Raw genomic sequence first — 22,864 nt, 5'->3', positions numbered from 1 at the left:
ATCGAATAACTATTTAATAGAGAGCATGTCATTGAAGATACGCCTAAATGTTTTTGCCATTTTTTTAATTCTGCTTTTTGGCTGTAATCCATCCAAATATTTAGCTGAAAATGAAAACTTCTATAATGGAGCAACCATCGAGTATAACGTTCCTGACAGTATCATTGTGACCAATGATGTAAAAGGGGAATTAGAAGGCTCTCTAACGCCATCGCCAAACAGTCAACTATTTGGAAAGAGGGTAGGTGTCTATTATCATTTTAAAGCTGAGGAAAAAAAGAAAGGCATTCCAAAGTGGATGGGTAAAAAGTTCGGGGAAAAACCCGTACTGTATGATGAGTTGATCACCAATAAGCTTGTAAGACTTCTGGAAAACAAGTTGAATAATAATGGTTACTATGGCGCCCAGGTGACAGCCAGTAAAGAAGTAAATGAAAAGGAAAAAGAGGTAAACGTAATTTACAAAGTTACGATTGACCAACAGCCTTACACAATAAGAAGTATAGCGTTTCCATATAGCGATAGTACTTCCTTACAAAAGACTGTTTATGCCCTGCAGGAATACAGCCTACTATGGGAAGGGGAGCGCTACAGTCTTCAGAAACTAAGAGATGAGGCAGAGCATATTGATGATGAGTTGAAAAATCTGGGTTACTATTACTTTAACCCAAAGTATCTGGAGTTTCTGGTAGATTCGACAGTAGGAAACAGGCAGATGGATGTTGAGTTAAAGATTCGTCCCTCCATTACAGATAAGGCATTTAAGCAATACCGAATTGGAGACATTGTCGTAGAACCAGACTTTGACCTGGACAGCTTGAATGTATCGAAGAACCATACGACACTTGAATTGGAGGAATTCACCTATAGGGGGAATCCAAGAAATATGAGACCTTCTGTATTGGAAGACCTTATCCAATTTCATGAGGGAGACCTGTACTCTCGGGAAAAGCAACAGAAAACAATTAAGCTTCTCACAGGCATGGGCGCTTTTAGGTTTGTTGACCTAAAGCTGAAGGAGAGAGACGATTCTACACAGGTACTTGATGCAAGGTTAAGGATGTCTCAGGTGACGCAGAAGTCATTGCAGTTCGAACTGGGTATGGCTTATTGGGATAATGGGTTTATTGGACCTGAGTTCAATGTAACGTGGAAGCATAAAAACCTGTTTGGAGGAGGTGAAGTATTTTCCGTAAAAGGAAACTTGGGCGTTCAGACCGAATATGGGAAATCCGATGCTACCGTAGATCGTCTTTTGATATATGGTCTGGAAACAAGGCTGACAGTTCCAAGACTGATGGTTCCTTTTAAGGTCAATTGGCAAAAGGGGAAATATATTCCTTTTACCAACTTTCTGGTATCTATGCAGCGCTATGATTTCAGTCTGCCACCAACCGACCAGTTTGATAACCCTAGCTTGAAAATTGATTACTTCAATGCGTCTTTTGGATATGATTGGCGCACAAGTGAAAAAATCAGGCATCAGATCAATCCTGTCGTGATAGGCTTCCAGAATGCAAGTGATACCAGTGCCATTGCTGATTTATCGGAGACGTTTCCTTTTCTGGGGCAGACATTCAGACCACAGTTTATTGTAGGGTCTGATTACTCCTTTACCTATAATTCTGCTCCAGAGATTGAGAATATTAATAAGTTTTTCTTCAGAGGGTCGATTGATGTTTCGGGTAACTTGCTTTACCTATTGCAGGGAGGGGATTCACCTAACCATGATCCGGAAACCAATCCATATAGACTCTTCAGCTATCCGTATTCTCAATATATCAGGTTAGGTACGGACTTTAGGTACTTTTGGCAGCTGACCAAGAAGTCTAAAATTGGAGCAAGACTGTATACAGGACTTGGCTTCCCGATTGGAAACTCTACCACAATGCCATTTGTGAAGCAATATTTTGTGGGAGGACCTAACAGTATCAGGGCATTTAGAACTAGAACACTAGGACCTGGGTCATACTCTGTAGACCCTAGTGATGAGGCCAATAGTGATAGCTTTGCATTACATTCGGGTGATATCAAACTGGAGTCAAGTCTTGAGTACCGTTATGACTTGCATAAGTATTTAAAATGGGCACTATTTGTAGATGCGGGTAATATTTGGTTAAAAAATGCTGACAGTTCAAGACCTGGTGGAGAGTTTAATAAATCAACTTTCTTAAATGACTTGGCAATAGGTGGTGGAACAGGATTTAGAATAGATGCGGCAGGGTTCTTTATCCTTAGGTTTGATTTTGCCTTGCCATTTAAAGTTCCATACAATATTGACCCGATTTCAGGAGGTCCTATTGATCATCAGTGGGTCATTAAAGATTTTGACTGGAATTGGTTTACAGAAAACCTAGTAGTGAATGTAGCGATTGGATATCCATTCTAAAAGCTGCTTATGTTATATGGGAGCAATAACAACATCTATTCATAATGAATAGGTGTTCATTAATTTGGATTATTCTTTCAGGTTCTCTTTAAACCTCCATATATTTACATATATTTAAATTGGATTATTAAAAGCTTTCGGAGCTTCACATTGTCAATGCTAACAAACAGATAACCTAAAAAACTTTTTCGGAATGCTTTTCAACAACACAGTCAGAAATATTCAGCGGATTCAGCAGTTTATTAAAGTACTTGTCAAATACGGGTTTGAAGATATTGTAACAACTACAAAACTGAACCGATTTGTAAAGGAAGACTGGCAACGTGATGATCGTCCTGTAAAGGATTATACACGTTGGGAACGTATCCGTATGGTAGTTGAAGAGTTAGGACCTACTTTTATCAAATTCGCACAGATACTAAGTAACCGACCTGACCTACTACCCAAGCCCCTGATTCAGGAATTTGAAAAGCTTCAAGACAATGTTCCTCCGTTTGATGCTGAAATAGCGAAAGCGATTATTGAGACAGAAACTGGAAAGCCTATCTCCGCAACATTTAGTTATTTTGACAGTACGCCTTTAGGATCGGCTTCAATAGGGCAGGTTCATAGAGCAAGGCTAATCAATGGCGAAGATGTTGTCATCAAAATACAACGTCCTGAAGCAAAGAAACAGATTCAGACAGACCTTTCTCTACTAATAGATTTTGTAAAGCAAACAGAGAGTTTCTTTAAAAGTATTGGTATACTCAATCCACTAGAAATTGTCAGTACGTTTGAAAAGAGCATGCAGACTGAACTTGACTATAATACGGAAGTCAGAAACATAGCAAACTTCAGACGTGCTTACGAAAATGATAAGAAGCTTTATGTACCCAAGCCTTACAAAGAACTGACGACTGAAAAAATGCTTACAATGGAGTTTGTCAGTGGTTGTAAGATCACGGATGTAACTCAACTTATAGCATGGGGACTTGACCCTAAAGAAGTTGTAGAGAATGGAATGGAAATTTACCTGAAACAGATATTTGAATTAGGATATTTTCATGCAGACCCTCATCCCGGTAATGTTTTGGTGAAGCCTGACGGTACAATTCTGTTACTGGATTATGGCATGATTGGCAAGCTTACCAAGGCACAGCGATTTGCTTTTGCAAATTTTATGGTGAGCATGTCTAAGGCGGATGCTAGAGGGATGGCGATCTATCTGAAACGGATGTCATCTGGCAATGAAATCGAAAACCAAAAAGACCTTGAGCAAGATCTGAATGAGCTGATTGAAGACTTTATCCTTTATGGAGATGAAGATGTTCAGATGGCTGAAATAACTGGAAGGCTACAAAAAATCATTTATAAGTACAGACTTTCAATATCAGGTTCAATTTTTCTGATACTTAGAGCCCTGACAATTTTAGAAGGGATCGGCAGACAACTCTACAAAGAGTTTGATATGATGCCAATGATTAAGCCTTATGGTACAAAACTGATTAAGGAACAGTTTACGTTAGGCAATTTGACTACAGATTTCTATTATTCCATAACGCAGATGAGTTCACTCTTCTATAATCTGCCGATGGAGTTAAAATCTATCCTAAAGAAGGCTCGTACGGGTAAGCTCTCACTCAAGTTGGATATCGATTCTATCGAAGTGCTGTCGGCTATGCTGGGAGTTGTAGTGACTAGACTTAACATTACCCTGCTGGTTTCGACGCTTATTATTTCCTCATCGATAATGGTCGCAGCCTCTGGAGATCATCTACCAAGAAATGCCTGGGGGATACCTTATATTAGTATGGTAGGATATATTTTAGCTTTTATATTGGGGTTAGTACTTATCTTTTATAGAAAAAAACGTCCTTGAATAGAGAAGCATTGCCACCTTAATGGTCAATGCTTTTTTATTAGCTGAACAGTAGTATAAATTGTAAAGCTCCTGCACATCCTCCTAATATAGCTCCTACAATAATCAGCGTCATTTCATCTTCCTGAAAGGCAGGGCGTAAAAATCCTTCAAAATCTTCATACGGAAGTTGTTCCATTTTCTCCCTTAAGATATTTCGAATGTTGAGTGTCTTGTCTGCATAGGGGTAGATATCTTCTAAGCAGATATGAAACTCCTGCATAAAGCGAAAAAGTGCGATACTTTTAATAATACCCAAATGCTTTTGTGCATCTTCACTTTCTACCCAAATCTCAACAGGGTCCTTCACTTTATCATAGGTTGAATCAATCAGTTCTCCAAGTCTATGTTCCAAAATCTCTTTAAGTCTATCTCTACCGGAAGTTCTTGAGATATACTGGAAAATGCGTTCAGTGGTCAAGATTCGCTCAGTAATGATGGTGGAGTACTCGTCAGCCACTTCTTTCTGTCTCTTGAGGAAAAGTCCCAAGAGTGTCCAAGGTCCAACCTTGATAGGTTTTTTAGGCTCAAATATAAGCTTTAAGGCTAGCCAGTTGGTTGCATAACCCACAATGACGCCAAATAGCGGTAACAACCACCAAGGGTTATAGAAGTAGGCAATCACCATCTGTGTGATTCCAAATAGGGAACCGAAGTAGAATCCCGACTTTTCTATAAACTTGAACTCTTCCTTTCCGCATTTAATAAAGATGGTATTCAGTAGTCTTTTGTCTTTGGATACAGCTTCCAGCGTCAGCATTTTAAGGTCAAGCATTTCTTTGATAGACCCACCGATATCTTCCATCACCTTGGTGACCACTGAAGGAATATTGCTTCCTGCTGTATCATATACAACTTGCTTGGCTTTTTGAGGTGTTTTTTCCCATATGGCAGGGGCTTCAGCCATCATTACTTCATCGACCGTTTTTCTAGTGAGGTCAAGCAGACTAGCTTGCATTTCTTTAGCAACGAACTCAGGATCTAGCTGACTGAAATGCTCATCGATCTTCAGTAAGTTGGTTGTAAGCAAGTCTACCGCCTTGTCTGACATTTTTCGAGCATTTGAGGGGATGATGCCCTGCCAGCCAATTGGTCTTATCCCAATATAATCCAAAGGGTAAAAGGTCATTTTGATCGCCATAATATTGGTGAACCACCCAATGATCCCACTGGAAAGAGGTATGGACAGGTAGAGAAATATTTCCTTGATTAATGGCGTCATATATTGGGATGTCTATTTAAGTTTAAAGTTATTCATTAAAAAATCTAATTCGATAGCTGAACTGAAATTATCTCAATTGAGGGGGCTTTGTTTTTAACAAATGATAAAAAATACCTTAAACAGTGTGCATTTCCATATTCATATTACGTGTATTTTTGACATTAATTTAAATGATTTACTACATTGACAAACTACCGTAAATCATATAGGAAATAGTAGTGCCAAGTATCTGAAAATTAAGTGTCAATATTTATTATATCCTATAACAGATTGATTCGGTATTTTTTGTAAAGCTATACAAAAAGTACAAATACTGACTGATTAATCGAGACTACTTTTACCATATCAAATCGTTTAAATATTAAAAGTCTCGCCTTTCAACCAAATCAGTATTGGTACCAAACCAAATCACAATGGAAAATTACTACGATTATATAGTTATCGGATCTGGATTCGGAGGAAGTGTTTCTGCTATGCGCTTATCAGAGAAAGGGTACTCTGTATTGTTAATTGAAAAAGGAAAGCGCATTAAGGACAAGGACTTCCCGAAATCGGATTGGAATATAAGGAAATTTCTTTGGGCACCTCTACTTCGGTGTTTTGGGTTTCAGAAGCTTACTTTTTTTAAAGAAGTATTCATTTTGGGAGGTGTTGGAGTAGGTGGTGGAAGCAATGTCTATGGGAATACTCATATGATACCGGGAGACGAGTTTTTTGAGAATAAGGTCTGGGCTCATTACCGTGACTGGGAAAAAACACTGACGCCATTTTATGACAAAGCCAAGTTTATGCTTGGAACAATACCCTACACAGATTTTCATCGTGAGGATGAGATACTGAAAGAAGTCGCAAGGGACATGGGTAAAGAAGAGTCATTCGGAGGTGTAAATATTGGGGTATATTATGGGGATCCGAATAAGGAAATAGATCCATACTTCAAAGGATTAGGTCCTGCACGTAAAGGGTGTCAGAAGTGTGCTGGCTGCATGATCGGCTGCCGTCATAATGCCAAAAATACCTTAGAAAAGAACTACCTCTATTTTGCTGAAAAATTTGGGACAGAAATTTTACCAGAGACCTTGGCAACAAGTATTTCTCATGATGGAGCGTATTACACTGTTGAGACAAAAAGCAGCACTAAGCTTTTTGGTAAAGAAAAGAAAAGCTTTCGTGCTAAAGGGCTTGTGGTCAGTGGTGGTGTAATTGGTACTCTAAAGATGCTATTAAGTCAAAAGTTTGAAAATGGTACACTATCAAAGCTTTCTGACAAACTGGGTTCTAATATTCGAACAAATTCAGAGATGCTGTGTGGGATTGCCAATACGGATGAGAAGCTGAACCATGGAGTTGCAATCAGTTCATACTTTAACCCTGACAAAGATACACATATTGAAGTTGTAAAGTATAATACTGAATCAGGCGCTATGGGACGGTTGGCTGCAATGGCGGCTGGTCCAGGACCTGGAGTAGTCAGGATAGGGAAAATGATCGGACATATTATTTCAAAGCCACGACAGTTTTTGAAGGCTACATTCAAGTTCAGGAAATGGGGTGATCAGTCGCTGATTTTACTCGTAATGCAGTCATTGGAAGAGTCCATGAAGATGGTTTGGAAGAAGGGGTTGTTTGGTGGAAGTATGAAATTTGACAGTAAAAGCAGCAAAGCTGTCTCTGCTTATATCGATATTGGGCAACAGGTACTGTACCGATATGCAGAAAAAGTAAATGGAACGCCTCAAAATGTTTTGACAGAAATACTCTTCAATACACCTATGACGGCACATATCCTTGGCGGATGTCCAATGGGTAAGAATGCGGATGAAGGTGTTGTCAATGATAAGTTTGAGGTCAATGGCTATCCAAATATGTATGTCTTGGATGGCTCAATCATTCCATGTAACCTAGGTGTAAACCCAAGCTTGACAATCACCACGCTTAGTGAATATGCCATGGCTCAAATACCCAAGAAAGATGGGTATCATGGCAAATCTTTGGATGAAATGCTGAAAGAGATAGAATCAAAACAATCCGTTAAAGTTGAAAGATAAAATTGTAATGATTTTTTATCCTCTAAATAGCGTAGCTTCGTAAAAGCTACGCTATTTTTATGTCGAAATATGTTGACTGGATTATTTCCAAATATAATCGGCTATATGAGGGGCAATGACGTATTTCATAATTAACTTCTACTGTGATGCTAAAACAACCAGAAGTTGGATTAAAAAACTTTTTAAGAAGAGAGTTATTCAATTCTCCATTACAAATGCTAATACTAACCAATAATGAAAAAACTATTTAAAGGCGCATTTTATACATTTGACTTACTCTTGGTTGGAGTAGGAGCATTTTATTTTTGGGCAAAGTCTCCTAACCTCAAAGAAGCGGAGTACAGTAAAGTTATGACTTATACTGACGCTGAAGCGTCTAAGAATGATTCAGTCTTTACTCTGCTAACCTATAACATTGGGTATTTGTCAGGAATGCTCAATAATCAAAGTGTAAAGATGGAGAAAGTGCTGTTTGAAGATAATATGAGGAGGGCTAAAGAAAAGCTTTCGGCTGTCAATGCAGATATTATAGCTTTTCAGGAGATTGATTTCAACAGCAATCGTTCTTATAAAGTCAATCAGCATGATGAGCTGGCAAAGCACCTTAAAATGCAGTATGGAGCAATTGCAGTCAATTGGGATAAAAAGTATTTGCCATTTCCATATTTTCCTGTTTCAGCTCATTATGGAAGAATTGTTTCCGGACAATCGTTCTTGAGTAAGTTCCCGATTAAGGAGCACGAAAGAATTGTATTGGAAAAAGTGGAAAGCCAGCCATTCTATTATAAAGCCATGTACCTCGATCGGTTAGCTGAAGTTGCCAAAATTGATATTAATGGCACTGAGGTCATATTGATCAATATACATACTGAGGCTTTTGACCAGACAACCAGAATCAACCACATCGAATATGCACAGCAATTATTTAAACAGTATGCTAAGAGTTATCCTGTAATTTTGCTGGGAGATTTCAACAGTGATCCTGACTATGAGAATGCAGGAATTAAGATCTTGCTGGATGATCCTGAGATGGGAGTGGCGTGTCCTGAGTCAGAATTAAATGAAGGACAAGCTGTAACTTATTATCCTGATAATGAGCATCTGGATTTTATATTTTACACCAAGGATAGAATTGAAAGTCTGGAATGGAAAGTGCTAAGTGACTTTGGAGATATTTCAGATCATTATCCTGTTATGATGAAATTCAGGTTTAAATAAAAAGAAGGCTGACAGTTTATGTCAGCCTTTTATTTTTATAGCAGTTTCTTAATAGCCTTCTCAAGATCCTCAGGAGTGTCTATTCCAATACTCTCTTTGTCTGTGATACTCACCTTTATCTTATAACCATTCTCCAACCAACGTAGCTGTTCTAGCTTTTCTAGCTGCTCAAGGGTAGAGGGTTTTAATTGTGTGATCTTTTCAAGCACATCGCTTCGGTAAGCATACATTCCTAAGTGTTTGTAGAAATCATGCTGGGCGAGCCATTCATCCTGAGGGAAGTCTCTTAAGAATGGGATTGCCTGTCTGCTGAAATAGATCGCATCAGCCTCGCTGTTTTTGATCAGCTTGACTGTGTTGGGGTCAAAAAGCTTTTCAGCCTCTTTGATTTTGATCCCTAATGTAGCGATTTCGGTTTCACCTGATTGAAGTAATGCTGCCAGTTCATCAATCTGAGATGGATCGATAAAAGGTTCATCGCCCTGAATATTGATCACATATTGATAAGTCTCTTCTTGCAACTGCAAAGCTTCAAAGCAACGATCAGTACCACTTGGGTGATCTGTAGAAGTCATGACTACATTGCCCCCAAAACTTTGGACATGATCATAAATCTCTTGATGGTCAGTAGCCACAACTACCTTGTCAATTGATTGAGCCTTACTTACTTGTTCATAGCAACGCTGAATCATGCTTTTGCCTTTGATATCTGCCAAAGGTTTGGCTGGAAATCTTGTGGAGGCATAGCGGGCAGGAATTATTCCTAGAATCATATAATTGTTTATCCTAATTTTTGCTTCAGATTATGCGCAAAAATAGGATAAATTAGAGATTTTCTGAATCAGAGTGAAGAAATTGAAAGTTCGGGACTTTTACTGTTTTGGAAATGGGAGCCATTGCCCATGCCAATCATAATAATACAGGCTGTTGAACTTCTTTTTGTAATCATAAAAAGAAGGAATGTTATAACAGTAACCATGGTAATAGTATTCCTTTCCGTTAGCGATGGCAAACTCAAGCTCCAATAACATTGTAAGTAACCCAAGACTATACTTTCCGTAGTCAAGGTCAAACATTCCGTAAATGCTTGAGCAAGTATTTACTGTTTCATCCATAAAGCTACAGGCAATCAGCTTTCTGCCATCATAAACGCTTACTTCCTTGGTTAAGAGTGGGCAGTATGCCGGAGATTTGTAAGAAAGGAAATCATAAATGCTTTGAGGGATATTTTCCTTGAATTTTCTTTTGTGTCTTTCGAACAGTGCTACTTTTTCGGCATCCACTTCAAGGTCTTTGATCTCAACGCTAAATTCCTTGTTCTTAGCTAAAATTTTTCTTTGACTTTTACTGAACTGAAAGTCCTTCATACTGATGCGAAGTGGCATTACACTGCAAACCCTATTCTCGTAAATGCTGATATTGTATCGGTAAAACTTCTCCCCAAAATGTCTCCATCCAGCGGCCAAAAGCATTTCCATCTGTTCAGATGTTACTTTCTCATTCTGGAACTCTTCAATTATTAACCTACTTGACATATTCATTTCTTAGACTTTGACCAGTTGAGCAGATACAGTTTAAAAAGTGTCTGTTTGTCTTGTAACAAATGTAGTATACAAAATAGTAATTTCAGGGATAAAAAAAGCCGAAGCGGTAAACTTCGGCTTTTTGGTGTTAGACGGCTGTGCCTATTACGATATCTCAATGGACCTTACTGTTTTGGGTACATTTGGGTCTTTTTTAGGAATGTTCAGCATCAGTACGCCATTATTATGACTTGCTTTTATGTTCTCAAGGTCTACATGGTCCTGTGGTAATGTAAATGAACGCTTGAATGACTGATAACTGAATTCCCGTCTTCTGAATTGACCTTTATCTTCTTCATTCACTTCGCTTTTGACCTCACTCGATATAGTCAACACATTGTCGTTTACTTCAATCTTAAAGTCGTCCTTGTTGATGCCAGGTGCGGCAACTTCTAATTCATAGGCCCGTTCAGTTTCTTTTACATTCACAGCAGGCATTTTGTTACCTGTAAAGAAGTTTTCACTCAAATCAAACAGGTCTTTGTTGAATAGGTCCTCAAACATTCTCCCGAATGTTGGAAGCATTCCAGGTTCTTTTTTAATCAGTGACATAGCGAAATGGTTTATTGGTTTAACATGAAATAGGTCAGCTATATACTGACTGTGTGTTGTTGATTTTACATTATAAAATTCAATTTCTGTACCATTTGAAAAAAGACTATTTTCTTGATCAATATTGTGTCAAAATGACTGATTAAGAATGCTTAAGGATAGATTTTGCTGAAATTTTGTCAAGGTTGACTTTCATTTTGTCAGCAGAAGGAATATTTGAGCTGTATTTGAAATGTACTAATTGATTGTGGAAAAAAATCATAACTTTGCTTATCCAAGCAACCATATAATCCGCACACTGATATGAAAGAAATAAAAGAACACGAGAAAGCACTGATCAGTAAAAGTTTTCTGTCAGAAGACCTAGCAGCTCACTTATTGAATATTGAAACCACACTGGATGAAACCAGACTGTTGCACTTGCATAGGAGTGAAGACTATGAAGTAGATAAGTTGCTGATTGCCTATGATAAACAGCAGCAGCTGATTGAGAAATACCTTAAGGAGTTTATTAGTGAAAAAGAGCCTGCCGTTGAAGATGACTTGCCGCCGATGATCCGCAGATGGGTTAATCCATTGCTGGTTGAATTGTATATGTATGAAGATGAAGTAGCGAAGTTTATCCTTCAGAAAGAGCAGGGGATTAATTCATAAAAATTCAATTTAATCTAGGTTTTATTAAACCTAACGGACATTTCATAGTTTTAGATTAATAGTCTATACTTGCAACTGCGTTTGAAATTGAAAATTTCCTAAATGCAGAAATGAACAAATGTGAAAACTTTCAGGTAAACTGAATTTCTATATGACGAATCCGAGAAAGGGGGCTAATAGTTCTTATTGGGGAGGGATCAAGGAAGCAATCAGTACTTCAATAGAAGGAGTGAAGCTAACACTTGATCACTTCAACAAGGCTATTAGTAAGGAAAGAAGGCAACCAATTGGCACTTCACACGAAGATTATTTCACGAAATATCAGGAAGGAATTGTGACGATGGAGTATCCTCGTGAGAAGTTTCCTGTACCTGATGTGGGTAGGTACAAGCTTCACAATGAGATTGATGACTGTATTGTCTGTGACAAGTGTGTCAAAGTTTGCCCTGTGAATTGTATTGATATCGAACCTGTGAAGTCCGCTGAAGTAATTGGAACCACTTCTGACGGTACACCGAAACGTATCTATGCAGCCAAGTTTGATATTGACATGGCAAAGTGCTGTTTCTGCGGTTTGTGTACTACGGTTTGCCCAACGGAATGTCTGACGATGACTAAGGATTATGAATTCAGTGAGTACGATCTATTTAAGCTGAATTATCAATTCTCAGAGATGACCCCTGAAGAAGTCGAAGAGAAAAAGCGTCTTTTTGAGGAAGCTCAGGCTGCTAAAAAACAAGCAGCTGCAAAAAATACTGAAGCAAAGCCGGAAAGTACAGGAACTGCAAAGCCTAAATTCAGACCGAGTTTCAAACCGAAAGTATAGTAGCGTATCATGGAACAGTATATATTTTATTTTTTTGCGGCTGTAACCGTATTGCCTGCTATTCTGATTCTTTTTACCAGAAATGTCCTTTATTGTGCGTTGATGTTGCTACTCTCTTTTTTAGGAGTTGCTGCGTTATATGCCTTGTCAGGAGCTGACTTCCTTTCCATTACTCAAATTGTGGTTTATATGGGAGGGATCCTCGTATTGCTGCTCTTTGGGGTCATGTTTACTAAAACACGGGAAAATAAGGGGTTGTATTCAGGTAGCTCCAATTTTTTTGGTGGTATTATCGCCAGCTTGACAGCATTTGCATTACTGAGTTATACAATAGTTCAGACGGTTTGGCAGGATGTTCCTTGGATTGCAGATGCCGCTAATGCAGGCGAAATCCATAACGGTTCATCTATCAGAATCATTGGCGTGAACTTGATGACGGACTTTATTCTGGCCTTTGAGTTGATAGCCGTTTTGTTGCTTGTGGTTCTAATAGGAGCGGCATATGTAGCTGGGAAAGACTCAAAATCCTAGCTTTTTTCTTTAATAATTGATTACATTTCCTTAACTTTTGGTTTATACATTACATGATTTCTCAATAGAAAGATCTATTTAAAAGTTAGAGGAACGTTCCCCAGGAACTTATAATTTTGATTACATTTGTATTTCGTGCCTATAAGTACGAGCAGCGATTCAAACAATTTGAATCGTTTTTTCTTTTCAGATTAGGCCATTAAACCTATATCAAAATGTCAAATATCACATATTATACCGCAGAAGGGCTACAGAAGCTCAAGGATGAACTGCATAGGCTGAAAACACAAGGAAGAAAAGAGATTGCTAATGCGATTGCAGAAGCAAGAGATAAAGGTGACTTGAGTGAGAATGCTGAATACGATGCAGCAAAGGATGCACAAGGGCACTTGGAGGCAGAAATTGCACAACTTGAAAATCTGGTAGCTAACGGGAGGGTCATCGACCAGTCTAAACTAGATACAGATAGAGTAGGCATTCTTTCACGCGTGAAAATCAAAGCACCAAACGGTACCGTAATGGAATATCAGTTGGTGGCTGCCAAAGAAGCTGACCTTAAGAAAAATAAGATTTCTGTTGATTCACCAATTGGTAAAGGCCTAATTGGAAAAAGAGTTGGTGACAAAGCAGATATTGTTACACCTCGTGGTAAAATGATTTTTGAGGTACTCGATGTAGGCTTGTAATATACCTGAAGAAGTCTCTTGATATATTATAAGTATAAAGGAACTGCTGACTTTTGAGTTGGCAGTTTTTTTTTGCCCTAATTCTCAATCAGCTGAGGTATTTAACGCTTTTTTTGAATGAATGGCTTTGCACAGCTCTATGGCTAATTCTATATTTGGTACAGAAAAAAGAAAATAGATTCTTAGTATATCCAAAAACATTTGAACCGATGGCAACAATCTTTTCTAAAATTATCGCAGGCGAAATCCCTTCTTACAAAGTGTATGAAGATGATAAGTATTTGGCTTTTCTTGACGTATTCCCTTTGAAGAAAGGGCATGTGCTACTGGTACCTAAGCAAGAGGTAGATTACATGTTTGACATGGAGGATGAGGATTTGGCAGGCTTGTATATTGTTGCCAAGAAACTTGCTGCGGCTATCAAGAAAGCCTATCCGTGTAAAAAAGTAGGGCAGGCTGTAATTGGCTTGGAAGTTCCACATGCGCACTTGCACTTGGTTCCTTTGAACGATATCGGAGACCTGAACTTTACATCCGAAAAGCTGAAATTGGCTCCTGAGGAAATGCAGGAAATTGCTGATAATATCAAGCAGTATTTGTAATACAAAGATTTTGATGTTTAGCGAAGCACAAGCTTCGCTTTCATTTTGAAAAACAATTAAGTCTATAATTGCGACTGCATATTCATAGCAACCAAATACTCACAAACATCTTTTAAGAATAAATCAACATGGACCGCAATCAGGCAAAAGAAAGAATTGGAGAGCTGACCGAAAAGCTGAACTACTACAACTATCAATACTATATGAATAGTGTTTCAGAGGTGTCAGATTATGAGTTTGATACACTGCTGAAAGAACTTGAGCAATTGGAAAACCAATTTCCAGAATGGCAACAGGATGATTCACCTACACAGCGTGTTGGAGGAACCATCACAAAAGATTTTGAGACGGTGACTCACCGCTATCCAATGCTTTCTTTATCCAACTCGTATGATGAACAAGACTTGTTGGATTTTGATAACCGTGTCCGTGATGCTATCGGGGATGACTTTGAATATGTTTGTGAGCTTAAATTTGATGGAGTAGCCTTGAGCTTGACTTATGAGAATGGAATTCTTAAGCAAGCTGCGACGAGAGGTGACGGTGTGCAGGGTGATGATATCACGGCAAACGTCAAGACTGTTCGTACGATACCTTTAAGGCTTCATGGAGAGGATGTTCCAGAACTGTTTGAGGTACGTGGTGAAGGTTTTATGAGCAGAGAGTCTTTTAATAGAATCAATAGCCAGATTGAAGCGGAAAACCTGAAAAGACAGTCTGCTGGAAAGAAATTACAAAACTTGCTGGCAAACCCTCGTAATGCGGCTTCAGGGACATTTAAGATGCAAGACTCTGCTGTAGTGTCAGAGCGAAAGCTTGATTGTTTTGTATACAGTTTTATCTCTGACAACAATCAGGTAGCAACACACTTTGAGGCACTAGACAAGTTAAAGAAATGGGGCTTCAATGTTTCACCAACTTTCAGAAGCTGTAAGAACATTAAGGAAGTTCTTGAGTATATCCATGATTGGCAGGAGAAGAGATTTGAACTTCCTCTAGATACTGATGGCGTGGTAATCAAGGTAAATGGCTATAACCAGCAGCGTACATTGGGTAATACATCCAAAAGTCCTCGCTGGGCGATAGCTTATAAGTACAAGGCAGAAAGTGCTACCACTCGCCTTAATTCGATTACATATCAAGTAGGAAGAACAGGAGCAGTAACACCCGTAGCAAATCTGGAGCCTGTGCAGTTAGCTGGAACAACGGTTAAGCGTGCATCCGTTCATAATGCCAATGAGATCGCCCGCTTGGATCTACACGAGCACGATATGGTGTACGTTGAAAAAGGTGGGGAAATTATTCCAAAAATTACTGGAGTAGATGCTTCGGCTAGAGAAGTAGGATCTTTACCGATTGAGTTTTTGAAAAACTGTCCTGCCTGTCAGACAGAGCTGATCAGAAAGGAAGGAGAAGCGGCCTATTATTGTCCTAATGAGCGTCAATGTCCTCCACAGGTAAAAGGAAAAGTGGAGCATTTTGTGCAGCGAAAAGCGATGAATATCGACTCCTTGGGCAGTGAGAGAATCGAGCAATTGCTGGAGAAACAATTGATTGCGGATGCTACTGACCTTTATTCGCTTCGTAAAGTGGAGCTAATTGCAAAACTGGATAAGTTCAAGGAAAAGTCAGCTGACAAGCTTATTGAAGGGATAGAAGCTTCAAAAGAAATCCCGTTTAGCCGTGTACTTTTTGCAATAGGCATTCGCTTTGTAGGAGCTACTGTAGCTGAAAAGTTGGCTGAGCATTTCAAAAGTCTGGATGCTTTGTCTCAAGCTAGTAAAGAGGAATTGGTGAATGTTCCTGAAATTGGGGAGAAAATTGCAGACAGTGTAAAAGAGTTTTTTGCTGATCCGTTAAATCAGGGATTTATTGAAAAACTGAAGGCAACTGGTGTGAAACTTGAACTGGATGAAAGTGAACTTTCTACCTCTGCCGAAACAGGTGATGCATTGGATGGAAAAACATTTGTCATCTCAGGTGTGTTCACCCAATTTAGCCGTGATGAGCTAAAGGCAATGATCAAAGCCAATGGCGGGAAAGTGACTTCTTCTATCTCCAAAAAGCTAGACTTTCTGGTTGCTGGTGACAAAATGGGACCAGCCAAGTTACAGAAAGCATCTGATTTGGGGATTAATATAATTTCTGAGGAAGAGTTTTTGGCGATGGTTCAAAACTGAGGGATTCAATCTAAGTAAAGTGCAAGTGAAGCTTGTCTCTTTATTTTAGCAGCAAATTGATTTCTTTATTCAGTTAAAAAAAATCATTCACCCTTATTCTGTAATTTTGACATTATATTTGTGCTAATCTTCAGGTAAGGGTGAGTTGCCTCACTTTATGATATTGATGTAAGACGAACTAAACTATTGATATACGTGAATTCAGTTAAAGAATTTTTTTTCAAGCAGAAAATCAATAAGGCTATGGCTAACAGTAAAACGGTACCAAGAAAGACGGTATCCTTTTCTGATGCCCGCAATATTGGAGTGCTGTTTCAGGTTAATCACGACCTGGAAGTAAAAGTGCTGAAAAAGTTTATTCAAAAACTACAGGATAGCGGTAAGAACGTAGATGTGTTGACTTTTTTCAATAGTGGAGAAGTAAACCTCTATAACTTCAACTTTAAATTCTTTACTGATAGTGAAATCAAGTCGTTTGGAGAGATAGATTCCGAAGATGCGCAAAGGTTTATAGACAAGAACTATGATTACCTTTTCTTTGCCTCTGTAGAAGGTGGTCTTGCATTTGACTATGTGCTAGCAGAAAGCAAAGCATCATGTAGAGTAGGGATTAGCAGAGAAGGAAAAGAACCATTTTTTGAGCTTATGGTAGGAGCCAATCAGAAAGAATTGGATGATATGCTCGAAAATATGCTGAAGGTGGTGGAAACAATCAGGGTTTAGAAGAGAGAGAAATTTTTCTGTGAGGTAGAAAATTATGAAAGCATTAAACGGTACTGGTGTAGCTTTGATTACACCTTTCAATGAGGAAAATGAAGTGGACTTTTCTTCATTGAAAAAGGTCCTTGATCACACCGCTCCTTATGTTGATTATTGGGTTGTGAATGGTACGACAGGGGAGTCAGCCACTCTTACAGGAGAGGAAAAGCAAGCGATACTTGACTTTGTAGCTGAGTATAATAAGGGCCTAAAGCCAATTGTTTTTGGAATAGGAGGGAATAATACACAGGAAGTCATCAGCCAATTAGAGGCATTTGACCTACAAGAAGTTGATGCCATACTATCCGTAGCTCCCTATTACAATAAACCTACTCAACAGGGGATGTTGCGTCATTATGAGCTAATTGCTGATCATGCAACAAAACCAATCATCTTATATAATGTCCCTTCTCGTACGGCAGTCAACATGACTGCTGATACCATCTGTCAACTTTCTTTCCACCCGAATATTATTGCTGTAAAAGAGGCTTCTGGAGACCTGACTCAAAGTCTTTGGATCAAGAAGAATGCAGCAAAAGGTTTTCTATTGATCTCTGGTGAAGACCCACTTACTGTACCTTTGATTTCAATAGGTGCAGTAGGGGTGATTTCAGTAGCGGCTAATGTGGTGCCTGAATCTTTTTGTAAGATGGTAAACCATGCACTTAACAATGATTTTGAGCGTGCAACATCTATACTGATGGAATCAATACCTTTGATTGAATCATTGTTTGAAGAGGGGAACCCTACTGGTGCCAAACAAGCTTTGGAGTTGATGGGAGTTTGTAGCTCCTCTGTGAGGTTGCCACTGTTCAGAGCTTCAGACCAGTTAAAAGAAAAAATCCAATCCTTACTTTAGGAAATTCCGGTTACGAAATTCATGAATAAAAAAATCCGCAGTGCAAAAGCAGTACTGCGGATTTTGTATTTGTGCTCAATTAATGAGCAGAAATCATCACGAATTACTTCGCGTTATTTTTGATTTCCTGTACTTCAAGTCTGATGTCTTGAGCAAGTTTTTTAATTTCTTGCATGTTCTTTCTTACTCTTGTACCTGCAGCTTGAACGTTGTTTTCGTAGAATTTCGCTGCATCCTCTTCGGTTTGTTTTACTAGTTCAACTAGTTGCTTAAATTTTTCCATTGTTGAAAAGTTAGTGATGTAATCAGTAATTAGTTTTACTTACCTAAGGCAATTTATGAAATAGTTGGTAAAATCCTAAACATCCCAAACATTTTTATGAATATTTAAAGAAAAAAAAACGGATAACCCATTGAGGCGAAGCCACAATTGGATTATCCGTAGATATATGTCCGAAAGGACGTTATTTTTTGGTATTATGAGAATATCACTGGTTCAGCCTTTGCATACTCTCCAGACTCCAATTTATCCTTGATAGCCTTGAAAGCAATAATAGTCTCTTCAACATCTGATAGCGAGTGAGATGATGTAGGGATCAGACGTAGCATAATCACGTCTTTTGGCACTACAGGGTACACTACTACTGAACAGAAGATGTTGTAGTTTTCACGAAGGTCCATTACCATGTTTACAGCTTCGTTCTGGCCACCTTTCAGGAATACAGGAGTTACAGGTGATTCACCTGCTGCACCTAGGTTAAAGCCAGCTTCTCTCAAGCCATTCTGCAGGGCAGTAGCAATTGTCCAAAGCTTGTCCTTCAACTCAGGCATTGTACGAAGCATCTCCAGACGCTTCATGTTACCCAATACCAATGGCATTGGCAGCGTTTTGGCAAAGATTTGAGAACGAGTGTTGTAACGAAGGAATTCGATTACTTGCTCATCTGCTGAAACAAAGGCACCAATTGAAGCCATAGATTTAGCGAAAGTAGAGAAGTAGATGTCAATACCATCCTGAACACCTTGCTCTTCACCTGCACCAGCACCTGTTTTACCCAGTGTACCGAAGCCGTGAGCGTCGTCAATAAGAAGACGGAACTGGTGTTTCTTCTTCAGTTCTACGATCTCTTTCAGTTTACCTTGGTCGCCTAGCATACCGAATACACCTTCAGTAATAACAAGAACCGCACCACCTGTTTTTTCAACCAGCTTAGAAGCTCTTTCCAGCTGCTTGTCACAGTTTTCAATATCGTTATGAGGGAAAACGTAACGCTTTCCAGGGAACATTCTCAGTGCATCAATGATACATGCGTGGCACTCAGAGTCGTATACTACAACGTCTCTTCTGTCAAGCAACGCATCGATAACGGACATAATACCTTGGTAACCGAAGTTCAGAACCATTGTGTCCTGCTTGCCTACGAATTCACTCAACTGAGCCTCAAACTGCTCAATGATTGTTGAGTTACCTGACATCATCCGAGCTCCCATCGGATATGCCATTCCGTAATCAGCTGCAGCTTCCGCATCAACTTTTCTTACTTCAGGGTGGTTAGCCAAGCCCAGGTAGTTATTCAAGCTCCAAGTAAGTACTTCTTTGCCTCTGAATTGCATTCTAGGGGCAATCTCACCTTCCAGTTTAGGGAAAGCATAATATCCATGTGCAAGTTTAGAGTGATTACCTAGAGGTCCTCTATCTTTTAGTAATTTTTCAAATAAATCCACCTTAATTGTTATTTATATGTTACAATGGAATATTAAAATCGTGCAAAAAACGATGACAAATTTACTTAATAAGAATCGCACTCACAACAAATTGACCTTCTTCTGTCCATTTTTCATTGCAAATGCATTAATAGATGTGTTTTGTAAGGTGCTGTGTTTAGGTTATTTACAATAACAAGGTAATAACCTTTTTAAGATAATTTAATGCGAGATTACGATATCTTAACACAGGTTTTGTCACAAAAGTATAACATCAATTGTCGCTGTGATGGTTTCTACACCTGTCAGCGGCTTATTCTATAAATGTTTGAAAGTATACCCTAGAGCTGTGAAATGTTTCAGATAACGGGGTAATACATACCTTAGGTTTTTTTCTGCTTTCAAACTATCATGAAAGACAACTATACTGCCTGCTTCCGTCAAATTCAGACTTTTTTTGAGGCACACTTCTTCATTCATGCTTTGGTCATAGTCACATGTCAGTACATGCCACATCACCAACTCATCAAACTGCTCATTCAATTCCTTGATCTGTTTGGTGGAAATCTGCCCATATGGAGGTCTAAACAGAGATAGGTGAGAGGTGTCAGAAGTATACTGGCTTATGATATCTCTACAAGATGCAATGTTTTCAAAGTACTTTTGGTTGTCAGTAACCCAACCTTTTAAATGATTATAGGTGTGGTTGCCGACCCTGTGCCCATTTGCTATTAGCTTTTTAAAAACTTCTGGGTGTTTTCTCACATTATCCCCAACGCAAAAAAATGTGGCTTTGGCCTGATACTGTTCAAGCTGTTCCAATACCCATTCCGTTACATCAGGAATCGGGCCATCATCAAAAGTCAGGTAAATGACCTTTTCTTCTGTCTCCCTTTTCCAAGTCAAGGAAGGGTAGAGGACATTGTGAACAAACCAACCTGTCTTCTGATAGATCATGGTCTAGTTACTTAGTCTTTCTTATTTACAAATTTATATAGGATTATCAATGAAACAATCTTGTAAAAATCGTTGAAATAACATTTCAGGTGATTATATTGTAATTATTGTTAATATAAGTCGCAACTTGCAACTAAATGGACGAAATAAATAAGACTAATAGGGTACAGGAGCTCAAACAAATAGAACTTGAGTTTGATATTATCATCCAAAAAGACCGCAGAAACTGGTTAAGGGTTGCCAAATTATTGGAGACCATTGAGCAAAAAGGTTTATATAACGTAAGAGCTCGTTCATTCACAGAATATGTAAAAGACCTTGCAAAGAGGAGCGGCATCAATGTGTCAACACTATGGAGAGCCCGTTCAGGAGCCAGAATCTACATGGATATTAAAGGTATTCCTACATTGGATGAGATTAGGGAAGGAGAGGTCAAGACAACTCCTGAGCAACTTGAAATGTATAGTAAGGTCAGGACGATTGCACCTGAAAGCATTGTACAGGAGGTGAAAGAAAAGATGTTGGATGGGCAAGGCATGAGACACGAGCTGAAAGAACTTTGGCAAATATACAGACCGCTAAAAGGAGGGAAGACCGAACGGGGACGAAAGCCAAAAGACTATTATGAGTCAGGAATGGTTAAAGATGAGCAACAGCAGTTTGAAGTGCCATACTCCATGCAGTCTAGCTCTGTCAACAAAAGCATCAAGGATCAGACTTATGTACAGCTGATGCGTGACTACCGAAAGATGCAACGCTTTCACTTAAATTCGGAAGATATAACGGAAGCCAATATTATCAATGCATTACGTACTCGACGTTGGATTAGCCTGACGCTGGATCAGTATGAAATAAGCCGTTACAGTTCATTTGTCAATTTCAATATTCTAGGTGATGAAGCCAGAGGTAAAGTAGACCTGATCGGTATAGTAAGAAAGAATAAAGAGGATAAGAACAAGTTACCGTTACTTTTTGGTGTATCTGATTTGGCATACTTGGATAAAGTTCAATCAGATCAATTGATGATGGAGCAAGCCACATTTTTTCATTATTACTATGTGGCAGTACCAATGATTGAGGAACATATCAGAAAAGCATTGCAGGAGGTTGACCCTAATATTGGAATTATAGCTGTAGGTGAAAAATTAGAGGAAGACACCAAACATGAGCTGAAAATTGTACGGAAGAGTCCATTTAGGCAGATCGAGACTTCAAAACATTTACTTATCATGTCTAAACTGGCTATCAGATCATTAGCATGGGACGATTAAAGCAACCAGATTTGTTGCTTTTTCACTGCACAAAAAGTTGTATAATATATATTATGTTAAATAGAGTGTTTGAGTTATTAAATTCACTTATATAAATAGCTCTTTTACTCTCACTACTATAATCCCTTTCACGTTCATTTTTTTATCATTTTCCTTTCATCTAGTATTCCAGTATTAGTTTATGTTTCAAAACTTCACTTTCCTATTTTCGTAACATTGTTCACTTTATTCATTGAGCATTGAATAGCTTCAATTATTTAGATTTTAAGTAATTGTAATTAACTGAATATCAGTGATTATTGGATTGTGATTTTACTTTTGAAATATTTCCCCCAGTTCACTATTAACGTACCTCTCCCCTATTTTCATTCAATAATAAATTCATTTACGAAAAATGTCATTTTTTTAATTTTTCCTTGCATATTAAAATAAATGATCATTATATTAGCATTATCAAATAATTGATATACAGATTATTAAAACCCAATTGATAAATAACAAAACACTTTAAATCATGAATGCTAAATTAACAATCATTGCTGTTTTTACTTTTTCATGGATTTTACTTCTTCCTTCTAAAGGGGTTTCATCAGAATTAGATTTAGGAAATATTGAGACTTACCGTTATAGTTATGAAGTAAAACAAGGTGATACTTGGACGAGGTTGACAATCAAATTCTTACAAAAAGCAGGGATTGAGAATCCAGTCCCCTATTCTGAAGTGGTTTCGTGGTTGCAGTTTTATGTAGGTGGAGATGAAATGCTCTATGCATTTGAAAAAGTACATGTGAATATCCAAGAGCTAGTTGCTGTCTACCATTATACAGAAAGACAAAGGGCTATAAGGCTTCAACAGCTCCGAAAGCTATATGAAAGTCAGAATAAAAAGGAAACGGCTATCTCAAAACACGATTGAGATAGCC

General features: G+C 38.4%; 21 protein-coding genes. 14 read left to right on the top strand and 7 right to left on the bottom strand.

All coding sequences use genetic code 11. The features are described 5' to 3' along the window. Positions 1-25 precede the first annotated feature (25 nt). Together tamL and V6R21_RS15980 are read left to right on the top strand one after the other, a co-directional pair. A complete protein-coding gene (tamL, locus tag V6R21_RS15985) occupies positions 26-2,389 on the top strand; it encodes a translocation and assembly module lipoprotein TamL (protein ID WP_334244635.1) in 2,364 nt (787 codons plus the stop codon). A gap of 193 nt (positions 2,390-2,582) precedes the next feature. Next, a complete protein-coding gene (locus V6R21_RS15980) occupies positions 2,583-4,250 on the top strand; it encodes an ABC1 kinase family protein (protein ID WP_334244634.1) in 1,668 nt (555 codons plus the stop codon). Positions 4,251-4,290: 40 nt separating this feature from the next. Here V6R21_RS15980 and V6R21_RS15975 read toward each other — a convergent pair whose 3' ends face one another. Further along, positions 4,291-5,511 (bottom strand): DUF445 domain-containing protein, encoded by a 1,221-nt coding sequence (locus V6R21_RS15975; RefSeq protein WP_334244633.1) that lies wholly within the window; start codon positions 5,509-5,511, stop codon positions 4,291-4,293. A gap of 413 nt (positions 5,512-5,924) precedes the next feature. On the opposite strand from V6R21_RS15975, the gene V6R21_RS15970 reads away from it, so the two are divergent. Beyond that, on the top strand, positions 5,925-7,559 hold the full coding sequence (locus V6R21_RS15970; RefSeq protein ID WP_334244632.1) for a GMC oxidoreductase: 1,635 nt from the start codon (positions 5,925-5,927) through the stop codon (positions 7,557-7,559). Between the two features lie 234 nt (positions 7,560-7,793). After that, complete coding sequence (locus tag V6R21_RS15965; protein ID WP_334244631.1) at positions 7,794-8,777, top strand: endonuclease/exonuclease/phosphatase family protein; 984 nt, start codon at positions 7,794-7,796, stop codon at positions 8,775-8,777. A gap of 35 nt (positions 8,778-8,812) precedes the next feature. On the opposite strand, the gene kdsB is transcribed toward V6R21_RS15965, so the two are convergent. From kdsB to V6R21_RS15950, 3 genes are all read right to left on the bottom strand, one after another. After that, complete coding sequence (gene kdsB / locus V6R21_RS15960; protein ID WP_334244630.1) at positions 8,813-9,550, bottom strand: 3-deoxy-manno-octulosonate cytidylyltransferase; 738 nt, start codon at positions 9,548-9,550, stop codon at positions 8,813-8,815. A 99-nt stretch (positions 9,551-9,649) separates the two neighbouring features. Beyond that, positions 9,650-10,312: an arginine-tRNA-protein transferase gene (locus V6R21_RS15955; protein WP_334244629.1), complete on the bottom strand. Its 663-nt coding sequence runs from the start codon at positions 10,310-10,312 to the stop codon at positions 9,650-9,652. 153 nt (positions 10,313-10,465) lie between these two features. Next, positions 10,466-10,912 (bottom strand): Hsp20/alpha crystallin family protein, encoded by a 447-nt coding sequence (locus tag V6R21_RS15950; RefSeq protein WP_334244628.1) that lies wholly within the window; start codon positions 10,910-10,912, stop codon positions 10,466-10,468. A 303-nt stretch (positions 10,913-11,215) separates the two neighbouring features. On the opposite strand from V6R21_RS15950, the gene V6R21_RS15945 reads away from it, so the two are divergent. The 8 genes from V6R21_RS15945 (at position 11,216) to dapA (ending at position 18,009) form a co-directional block, all read left to right on the top strand. Beyond that, entirely contained in the window at positions 11,216-11,566 is a 351-nt protein-coding gene (locus V6R21_RS15945; RefSeq protein WP_334244627.1) for a hypothetical protein, read from the top strand. Between the two features lie 151 nt (positions 11,567-11,717). Next, positions 11,718-12,392 (top strand): 4Fe-4S dicluster domain-containing protein, encoded by a 675-nt coding sequence (locus V6R21_RS15940; RefSeq protein WP_334244626.1) that lies wholly within the window; start codon positions 11,718-11,720, stop codon positions 12,390-12,392. Between the two features lie 9 nt (positions 12,393-12,401). Then, the gene (locus V6R21_RS15935) at positions 12,402-12,923 is read left to right on the top strand and encodes an NADH-quinone oxidoreductase subunit J family protein (RefSeq protein WP_334244625.1); all 522 of its coding nucleotides are present in this window, start codon (positions 12,402-12,404) and stop codon (positions 12,921-12,923) included. A 215-nt stretch (positions 12,924-13,138) separates the two neighbouring features. Beyond that, positions 13,139-13,609: a transcription elongation factor GreA gene (gene greA, locus V6R21_RS15930; RefSeq protein ID WP_334244624.1), complete on the top strand. Its 471-nt coding sequence runs from the start codon at positions 13,139-13,141 to the stop codon at positions 13,607-13,609. Between the two features lie 209 nt (positions 13,610-13,818). After that, complete coding sequence (locus V6R21_RS15925; RefSeq protein WP_334244623.1) at positions 13,819-14,211, top strand: HIT family protein; 393 nt, start codon at positions 13,819-13,821, stop codon at positions 14,209-14,211. A gap of 128 nt (positions 14,212-14,339) precedes the next feature. Beyond that, complete coding sequence (gene ligA, locus V6R21_RS15920; protein WP_334244622.1) at positions 14,340-16,391, top strand: NAD-dependent DNA ligase LigA; 2,052 nt, start codon at positions 14,340-14,342, stop codon at positions 16,389-16,391. A gap of 195 nt (positions 16,392-16,586) precedes the next feature. Beyond that, positions 16,587-17,114 carry a DUF6913 domain-containing protein gene (locus tag V6R21_RS15915; protein ID WP_408613008.1) on the top strand — a complete coding sequence of 176 codons (528 nt, stop codon included), beginning with the start codon at positions 16,587-16,589 and terminating at the stop codon, positions 17,112-17,114. Positions 17,115-17,148: 34 nt separating this feature from the next. Then, positions 17,149-18,009, top strand: coding sequence for a 4-hydroxy-tetrahydrodipicolinate synthase (dapA, locus tag V6R21_RS15910; RefSeq protein ID WP_334244620.1), 861 nt, complete (start codon positions 17,149-17,151; stop codon positions 18,007-18,009). 103 nt (positions 18,010-18,112) lie between these two features. On the opposite strand, the gene V6R21_RS15905 is transcribed toward dapA, so the two are convergent. The 3 genes from V6R21_RS15905 to V6R21_RS15895 all read right to left on the bottom strand — a co-directional run bounded on the left by V6R21_RS15905 (position 18,113) and on the right by V6R21_RS15895 (position 20,670). Further along, on the bottom strand, positions 18,113-18,292 hold the full coding sequence (locus V6R21_RS15905) for a histone H1 (protein WP_334244619.1): 180 nt from the start codon (positions 18,290-18,292) through the stop codon (positions 18,113-18,115). 194 nt (positions 18,293-18,486) lie between these two features. Next, positions 18,487-19,734 (bottom strand): aminotransferase class I/II-fold pyridoxal phosphate-dependent enzyme, encoded by a 1,248-nt coding sequence (locus V6R21_RS15900; protein WP_334244618.1) that lies wholly within the window; start codon positions 19,732-19,734, stop codon positions 18,487-18,489. A gap of 297 nt (positions 19,735-20,031) precedes the next feature. Further along, on the bottom strand, positions 20,032-20,670 hold the full coding sequence (locus V6R21_RS15895; protein ID WP_334244617.1) for a polysaccharide deacetylase family protein: 639 nt from the start codon (positions 20,668-20,670) through the stop codon (positions 20,032-20,034). A 137-nt stretch (positions 20,671-20,807) separates the two neighbouring features. On the opposite strand from V6R21_RS15895, the gene V6R21_RS15890 reads away from it, so the two are divergent. Both V6R21_RS15890 and V6R21_RS15885 read left to right on the top strand, forming a co-directional pair. Continuing rightward, positions 20,808-21,941 (top strand): hypothetical protein, encoded by a 1,134-nt coding sequence (locus tag V6R21_RS15890; RefSeq protein WP_334244616.1) that lies wholly within the window; start codon positions 20,808-20,810, stop codon positions 21,939-21,941. 514 nt (positions 21,942-22,455) lie between these two features. Next, the gene (locus V6R21_RS15885; RefSeq protein ID WP_334244615.1) at positions 22,456-22,857 is read left to right on the top strand and encodes a hypothetical protein; all 402 of its coding nucleotides are present in this window, start codon (positions 22,456-22,458) and stop codon (positions 22,855-22,857) included. Positions 22,858-22,864: the final 7 nt, after the last annotated feature.

This window comes from Limibacter armeniacum (genome assembly GCF_036880985.1).
GTDB lineage: Bacteria > Bacteroidota > Bacteroidia > Cytophagales > Flammeovirgaceae > Limibacter > Limibacter armeniacum.
The sequence above is the reverse complement of the archived record's forward strand: the minus strand, read 5'-3'. Positions and strand labels throughout refer to the sequence as shown.

Bases quoted from the DNA above. Each gene is read 5' to 3' on its own strand.
- tamL (WP_334244635.1), top strand. From the start codon at position 26: ATGTCATTGAAGATACGCCTAAATGTTTTTGCCATTTTTTTAATTCTG.
- V6R21_RS15980 (WP_334244634.1), top strand. From the start codon at position 2,583: ATGCTTTTCAACAACACAGTCAGAAATATTCAGCGGATTCAGCAGTTT.
- V6R21_RS15975 (WP_334244633.1), bottom strand. From the start codon at position 5,511: ATGACGCCATTAATCAAGGAAATATTTCTCTACCTGTCCATACCTCTT.
- V6R21_RS15970 (WP_334244632.1), top strand. From the start codon at position 5,925: ATGGAAAATTACTACGATTATATAGTTATCGGATCTGGATTCGGAGGA.
- V6R21_RS15965 (WP_334244631.1), top strand. From the start codon at position 7,794: ATGAAAAAACTATTTAAAGGCGCATTTTATACATTTGACTTACTCTTG.
- kdsB (WP_334244630.1), bottom strand. From the start codon at position 9,550: ATGATTCTAGGAATAATTCCTGCCCGCTATGCCTCCACAAGATTTCCA.
- V6R21_RS15955 (WP_334244629.1), bottom strand. From the start codon at position 10,312: ATGTCAAGTAGGTTAATAATTGAAGAGTTCCAGAATGAGAAAGTAACA.
- V6R21_RS15950 (WP_334244628.1), bottom strand. From the start codon at position 10,912: ATGTCACTGATTAAAAAAGAACCTGGAATGCTTCCAACATTCGGGAGA.
- V6R21_RS15945 (WP_334244627.1), top strand. From the start codon at position 11,216: ATGAAAGAAATAAAAGAACACGAGAAAGCACTGATCAGTAAAAGTTTT.
- V6R21_RS15940 (WP_334244626.1), top strand. From the start codon at position 11,718: ATGACGAATCCGAGAAAGGGGGCTAATAGTTCTTATTGGGGAGGGATC.
- V6R21_RS15935 (WP_334244625.1), top strand. From the start codon at position 12,402: ATGGAACAGTATATATTTTATTTTTTTGCGGCTGTAACCGTATTGCCT.
- greA (WP_334244624.1), top strand. From the start codon at position 13,139: ATGTCAAATATCACATATTATACCGCAGAAGGGCTACAGAAGCTCAAG.
- V6R21_RS15925 (WP_334244623.1), top strand. From the start codon at position 13,819: ATGGCAACAATCTTTTCTAAAATTATCGCAGGCGAAATCCCTTCTTAC.
- ligA (WP_334244622.1), top strand. From the start codon at position 14,340: ATGGACCGCAATCAGGCAAAAGAAAGAATTGGAGAGCTGACCGAAAAG.
- dapA (WP_334244620.1), top strand. From the start codon at position 17,149: ATGAAAGCATTAAACGGTACTGGTGTAGCTTTGATTACACCTTTCAAT.
- V6R21_RS15905 (WP_334244619.1), bottom strand. From the start codon at position 18,292: ATGGAAAAATTTAAGCAACTAGTTGAACTAGTAAAACAAACCGAAGAG.
- V6R21_RS15895 (WP_334244617.1), bottom strand. From the start codon at position 20,670: ATGATCTATCAGAAGACAGGTTGGTTTGTTCACAATGTCCTCTACCCT.
- V6R21_RS15890 (WP_334244616.1), top strand. From the start codon at position 20,808: ATGGACGAAATAAATAAGACTAATAGGGTACAGGAGCTCAAACAAATA.
- V6R21_RS15885 (WP_334244615.1), top strand. From the start codon at position 22,456: ATGAATGCTAAATTAACAATCATTGCTGTTTTTACTTTTTCATGGATT.